At 55.3% G+C, this 6,303-nt stretch carries 5 protein-coding genes; all 5 read left to right on the forward strand.

Annotated elements, in window-relative coordinates; all coding sequences use genetic code 11:
- Positions 1-116 precede the first annotated feature (116 nt).
- The 5 genes from BQ9846_RS15950 to BQ9846_RS15970 all read left to right on the forward strand — a co-directional run bounded on the left by BQ9846_RS15950 (position 117) and on the right by BQ9846_RS15970 (position 5,908).
- On the forward strand, positions 117-665 hold the full coding sequence (locus BQ9846_RS15950; protein ID WP_159437940.1) for a plasmid mobilization protein: 549 nt from the start codon (positions 117-119) through the stop codon (positions 663-665).
- On the forward strand, positions 649-3,138 hold the full coding sequence (locus BQ9846_RS15955; protein WP_075882035.1) for a relaxase/mobilization nuclease domain-containing protein: 2,490 nt from the start codon (positions 649-651) through the stop codon (positions 3,136-3,138). The genes BQ9846_RS15950 and BQ9846_RS15955 overlap by 17 nt, the downstream gene beginning before the upstream one ends.
- A gap of 67 nt (positions 3,139-3,205) precedes the next feature.
- Positions 3,206-4,060, forward strand: coding sequence for a helicase RepA family protein (locus tag BQ9846_RS15960; protein ID WP_075882036.1), 855 nt, complete (start codon positions 3,206-3,208; stop codon positions 4,058-4,060).
- Positions 4,041-4,877, forward strand: a complete 837-nt coding sequence (gene repC, locus BQ9846_RS15965; RefSeq protein WP_075882037.1) for a replication protein C, IncQ-type — start codon at positions 4,041-4,043, stop codon at positions 4,875-4,877. Before BQ9846_RS15960 ends, repC begins: the two co-directional genes overlap by 20 nt.
- Positions 4,878-5,263: 386 nt before the next feature.
- Positions 5,264-5,908 (forward strand): DNA-binding protein, encoded by a 645-nt coding sequence (locus tag BQ9846_RS15970; protein ID WP_075882038.1) that lies wholly within the window; start codon positions 5,264-5,266, stop codon positions 5,906-5,908.
- Positions 5,909-6,303: the final 395 nt, after the last annotated feature.

Here is a 6,303-nt window from a genome sequence, read left to right on the forward strand (position 1 = left end):
CCACCCCCTCCCCCGCCAGCCCCACCACCCCTGTAGGGGGTCGCACTGCCGAGCGGAGCGACGGCGGGGCGGGGGGCATCCAACAACGGCAGGGGGGCTAACGGATGGCACGGAGCATGGAGGATTCGGAGCAAGGTGTAAACTGCGCTTCGCTTGTTTCACCCCTCGCTGACGCTCGGCCTGGTCAGCGCTCCGCTTGCCAGGTTGACGCAGGCTCTAACGAGCCTGCTGATGCCGCTGAAGGCGGCAAAAAGGGCGCAGTGCAATACTTCGACCCCAAAACAATGATGGGCGGAAAAGCGGCGGGGTGGAAAGGTGGCGCGCCTGCGCTGCCTGACGAGCAGCGCCGCAGGCACACGGTATCGACTCGCTTTAACCCTGTTGAACTTCACGAGCTTGATCGGCTTTCAACAAGTGTTGGTCTGCGCCGTGGCGAGTACCTGCGCCTTGCGGCTTTTCAGTCTCTACCAGCAACTATTCCAGAGTTAAATAAGCAGGCATGGCAAGAACTATCTAAAGCTGCGAGCAATCTTAACCAGATTGCTTATCAGCTAAATAGAAAGGGCGTTGAGGTTGATGTGGATATAGAAGAAGTAGGCAATATGCTTGCCTACTTCCGGCAGATTCTTATTGAAGTGGGGGAGGGGTATGAAGGCGAAAGTTAGTCGGGGGAGTGGTTTTCGCGGTGCCCTTTCTTATTTGTTTGATGAAGGGCCGAAAGCCGTTGGCAATAAAAATGCTGAAGTTGTTGGCGGCAATATGTCTGGTCGTACAATTTGGGAATTGTCGCGTGAGTTTGGCGTTACCAGGGCTTTACGCCCTGACGTTAAGAAGCCGGTATGGCATGCCAGTCTTTCACTACCGGCTGGTGAGACTCTTGAAGCGGAAGGTTGGAACGACATTTCTAAGGCTTTTCTACGGGAAATGGGCTTTACCGAGAGAACGCCCTATACCGTTATTCGGCACAGTGACACGAACTACGATCACGTCCACATCCTACTCTCCCGAATCGACCTTGACGCGACGTTGTGGCATGGACAATGGGAAGCCCGGACAGCGATCAATGCGACTCAGAAGCTAGAAAAGGACTTTGGCCTACGGCTCACACCAGGTCTTGGTTCTGCCCGTGCTGAGCGCAAGAAACCTTCCTCCCAGGAGATCAATAAGGCGGTTCGTACAGGCGAGCAGGCACCAAGATCGGTTATCCAGCAGGCGATTGACGACTTGCTGGATGGTGAGGCAATCAGCGCCCTTGAGTTCGCGGAAGGGCTGGAGGTTTCCGGTATCGGCGTCAAGGCGAATATCGCCAGTACAGGCCGCCTCAACGGTTTCAGCTTTGAATACGGTGGTGTGCATTTTAAAGCCTCACAGCTTGGCAAAGCCTATGGCTGGAAGAAGCTCCAAGAAAGAGGGGTAGTCTATGAGCAAACTAGAGACAGCGACGGGCTCCAGCGCTTCCGCACCCAGTCAGCTGATAAAGCAGATCAAGGAGCTCCAGCAGCAAATGGAGCAGAACCGGTTGGAGATCGAGGCGCTCCCTCCGGCGATAGCCCAGCAAGTCAGCGAGGCTCTGGCACCGCTGGAAGGGTTGAGCTTGGGGGAGATCGAGAAGCTCGCCCAGATTCAGCGGACGACGCTCGATACGATGTCTCAAGAGATGACGACCAAAGCGACAGCGAGCTTCGAGAAATCGACGCGGCAATTAGTCAGGACGATCAACGAGACAGCTCAACAGCTCCAGCAGAGCACAGCGAGCCTGGAGGCGACCGCTATGGCAGCCTCCAGGCTGACAGAGGCGGCCAACCAGCTCCAGGAGCAAGCGCAGGCGGCACGCCCGAGGTGGTGGAAGATGCCGGCCTTAGCGGTGAGCAGCGCGCTTCTCAGCGCCCTTCTGGTGGTGGCACTGATTGGGATTCTCGATTCAAGCAGTTTAGCGCTGCTAAACGCGGACGACCCGAGGCTGGATCAACTACTGGAGCGGGCAACACAGGCGGAATTCGAGTTGCTGAAGGAGATTTACAATCGGCCCGCACCGTAGACCCCACGCCCTACCTCGAAAGTCACGGCTTTCGCGTTCGCTGGGAAGGCAAGCATGGCAGCGTGCGCGATGAGCGCGGCGACGAACACTATCGTCTGACGCGAAAGCACGATGGTCGAATCCTATGGTGCGACCTGTACGGCAATGATGGCGGCGACTCTATTGCTCTTGCGCGTGAACTGGAACCAGACCTGCCCTTTGTTGAAGCGGTATACCGGCTCCTGGTCGGCACCGGCTCAACTGCTCCTATAACCCGGCAGCAGCGGCAAACGCCGCGGCCGCAGCAGTATCCCTCTATGAAGCTGGGGGGTGCCCAAGCAGTAGAAGCGGGGCGTGCATACCTGCGTGATCGGCGACTGATTGATGACGACAGCATCGGCTATGCCGAGCAGTCGCAGATGCTTCGGTATGACCCTGATGGGCGACTTCTGTTTGCTGGGTACGACGATCAAGGTAGAGCGCGAAACGTCACACGCAGGGCGATCAACAAAGCAGAAACTGTGCAGAAACGGGATCTCAAAGGCTCTGATAAGAGCTTTCCGCCCATATTGCCCGGTGATGACGGGGCGCCAGTGTGGATTGTCGAGGGCGGCGTTGACGCCATCGCCCTGCATGCCGAAGCGAGAACCAAGGGCAGACAAATACCACAGATCATCGTCAGCGGTGGTAGCGGGGTGAGGTCATTTATTGAAAATCCGGCTGTTCAGCAGCTATTGCGGGATGCGCCTCGCGTGACCATCGCGTGTGATAACGAGCCAAACCCCGCGAATCAGCCGCGCACGGATGCTGACCATGCGGCCCAGCAGCAGGCCGTGGCAGCGATCAACCCCAACGTGCGGCTATGGCATCCACCGTCTCAGCATAAAGACATCGGAAAGCTTAGAGAGGGCAATGAGATTCGGAGGCGTGAAGCAGCTGAAGAACGCGCCGCTGAGGAGCGGTTAGCTGCTACTGAGGCACACGTCGCGAGGATGCAGGCTAAACCGCCAAGGCCAAGGGAGAGCGAAAAAGCTGAGAAAAATGCCGATTCTGTCCCTTCAGATCGGGGGCGTTCGGTAAACTGGAAGAAGCCGACAGGCCCAAAAGGGCCAGGCATGTAACTACGGCGATGCAGCAGGGCGGGCACCCTGCTCACCGCCTAACCACAACGACTGAACAGGAGTCGCAATGGCTATCGATATCTTAGCACTGGCACAGCAGAAACCCGAGCGCATTGATTATGTGCTATCTGGCTTGGTAGCTGGCACCGTGGGCGCAATCATCAGCCCAGGCGGTGCCGGTAAAAGTGCACTAGCATTGCAAATCGCGGCGCAAGTCGCCGGTGGCCCCGACCTTCTTGGGCTTGGTGAAATCAAGCACGGGAGCGTCGCTTATTTGCCGGGTGAAGACCCGCAGTTAATCATCGAGCACCGGCTTTTCGCGCTCTTAGAGCACTGTTCCCCGGAGCACAGGCAGAACCTCGCAGATCACCTACTTGTCGAGCCTCTCGACAAGTGCGATGTCGATATTCTCAATGTGGCATGGATGCAGTTCTTTATGGAAGTTGCGGAAAACCGGCGGCTAATGATACTCGACACGCTGCGCATGACGCACAATCTTGATGAGTCTGACAGCGGCGACATGAAGCAAGTGGTGGGCAAATTTCGCATGATCGCAGCGCGGACAGGCTGCACGATCATCTTCCTACACCACACCAACAAAGCCAGCATGTTCAGCGGCGCCGGCGGCGAGCAACAGGCGAGCCGCGGCTCAAGCGTGCTGGTCGATAACATTCGGTGGCAAGGGTATCTGCGCAGCATGACGTCGGATGAGTCCGAGCGGCACAGCGTTGATGAAAATCGCCGGGGTTATTTCGTTGAGTTTGGTGTATCCAAACAGAACTACGGCAAGCCGTTCGCCCCGCGTTGGTTCCGTAAAGTCTCGGCCATGGACGAGGAAATCGAGGGCGGCTACACGCTGCAACCAGCCGTGCTTGAGAAGCCAAAAGGCAAAGGAGGGCGCAATGGCTCATTCAGTGGCTGAATATGCGCGAATCGACCCCGCCTTGGCGATTGCATCGCTATTTCGACCCGTCACACGGGGGCGTCGCCCCCGTGCCTTAGAACTGATAACTGAGCATAACGGTGCAACAGTAACTTGGCGTTCGTTTGAGTACCTAGACAGCCGCGATCAGTCAATTCTCTATGCGATATGCGCATTAGCAGCAATGGAGTATGCGGGCGATCTGGACGCAGATAGCGACGTAGCCGTTGGACAAGAACTGTGGTCTGCACTAAAGGCCGATGGTGATGCAAAAGCTGACACAGCCGCCGCATTTTCAACAACCGCTTATCGAATCCTGACAACGGCAGGGATGCCCGATAACGGCCAAAATTATGAACGGCTGAACGAAATTCTTAGCCGCCTCAGTGACGTATCTATTCGCATACAACGTGACGGTTACGACTGGAAAATGCACCTACTCAGCTACCGATCGAAGCCCGACGGTGGCGTCTATATCGCATTGAATGGACGCCTGGCGGCCGCGCTGGTTGAGCAACATATACGGATCAATTTAGAGGAGCGCCGCAGCTTGGGGCACACCGACACCGATTTAATCTGTCACTCCTGGTTGTCGGCATGGATTCGACCTGGACGCACTCAGCGCATCGGCCTCGACAAGCTCGCCATCCAGGTCTGGGGTGGCTCCAGCAAGAACGCCAGCACAACGCGCAAGCGTCGGGAACGAATTTCAAAAGCGCTTAAGCATTTGAATACGTTGGATAGTTGGGATATTGCAGTCACCGGGTCTGGAAAATCGGCAATCGCACATATCCAGCGATCGAAAATACCGACTTAACGGTCACACTTTACCGACTTAACGGTCACGCTTTACCGACTTAACGGTCACACTTTTAATCTCAAAAACCGGCTGAAAGCCCCGCCACGCGGAGCTTTCAGCGATTCGCCAAAAATCCGTACTAGTAGTTACTAAGAACTACTAGGGCCGAAGGCCCCTAGTGGGCCTTCAACCCATTAAAACCCTCTCCCCCCGTCCCTTCCGCTTCGCTCCAGGGCCGACCCCCTCCGGGGGTGAAGGCAAGCGGGGGAAGGGGTCGTTAATACCTTCCCTCCTGCGCATTTCTCTTTTTGTGCCCCTTATAGTGTATGACTAACCTGTATTGTTGTTTTGTTGTATGTTGTGTTATAATACAACATACAACATGATACATAGCGGAGCACACCATGGCACTGACTAAAGAAGATATCTTTAACGTGGCTGAACGTTTGGCCGCTGAGGGCACGAACCCAACACAGACTGCCGTTCGTGAAGCCCTGGGTGGCGGTTCATTCGCTACTATTGGGCCAGCACTCAAGGAATGGAAAGACGCTCAACGTGAAGATCATGCACTTGCTGAGGTCGTCGTGCCTGACGCACTCAACGAACGCGTTGAGCAAATGAAAGCGGAAGCATGGAAAGCCGCTATCAGTGAAGCGGAGCGCCGTTTGTCGGCAGAGCGTGATGCTTTGCACGAAGCCCAGGAAGCTGCTGATGCAGCGGTTGTCGAAGCTCAAGAGGCCGTCACGACTCTCGAACGTGAAGCTGAAGAGCGAGAGCGAGAAATATCGACCTTAAAAAATCAATTAATAGATGCTGAGAGTGTCGCTAAAGAAGCCTTGGCTTCTAAGCGTGAAGCAGAGCAGTCATTCGTGTCTGAACAGTCACGTCTTAAAGAGAAGATTGATGGTTTAGAGTCACGCTTGGCCGATGCTAAAGACGTCATTGATCGCTTAACGGCATTGGAAGATCAGCAAGCAGCTATCAACAAGAGGCGCCGCAGCGAAGACGAAGAGCAACCGAGTCTTCCTCTGGATAATGATAGGGATTAAACCATTATTGTTACCGGAAATGGTATAATGAAAATATACTCAACATAGTCTTATCGATAAAGTTAATTAACGAGGGAGTGATAAGCAATGTCAGAAAAAACAAAACGGACAGTTAGCATTAGTTTTGACCAGTCGCAGATTGCTCAATTGGATGAAATTGCTAGAAATCATCGGAAAGAGACTGGTGAAAATGTAACGCGGTCGGAGGTGGTACGGCAGATTGTCGATAAAGTGCTAAATGGTGGACAGGCTGCCAGCAGCGCGATCACCACCCCCTCCCCCGCCAGCCCCACCACCCCTGTAGGGGGTCGCACTGCCGAGCGGAGCGACGGCGGGGCGGGGGGCATCCAACAACGGCAGGGGGGCTAACGGATGGCACGGAGCATGGAGGATTC

It is taken from the genome of Vreelandella massiliensis, assembly GCF_900155385.1.
Classification (GTDB): domain Bacteria; phylum Pseudomonadota; class Gammaproteobacteria; order Pseudomonadales; family Halomonadaceae; genus Vreelandella; species Vreelandella massiliensis.

Excerpts from the sequence above, each read along its gene's own strand:
- BQ9846_RS15950 (WP_159437940.1), top strand. The coding sequence starts at position 117 with ATGGAGGATTCGGAGCAAGGTGTAAACTGCGCTTCGCTTGTTTCACCC.
- BQ9846_RS15955 (WP_075882035.1), top strand. The coding sequence starts at position 649 with ATGAAGGCGAAAGTTAGTCGGGGGAGTGGTTTTCGCGGTGCCCTTTCT.
- BQ9846_RS15960 (WP_075882036.1), top strand. The coding sequence starts at position 3,206 with ATGGCTATCGATATCTTAGCACTGGCACAGCAGAAACCCGAGCGCATT.
- repC (WP_075882037.1), top strand. The coding sequence starts at position 4,041 with ATGGCTCATTCAGTGGCTGAATATGCGCGAATCGACCCCGCCTTGGCG.
- BQ9846_RS15970 (WP_075882038.1), top strand. The coding sequence starts at position 5,264 with ATGGCACTGACTAAAGAAGATATCTTTAACGTGGCTGAACGTTTGGCC.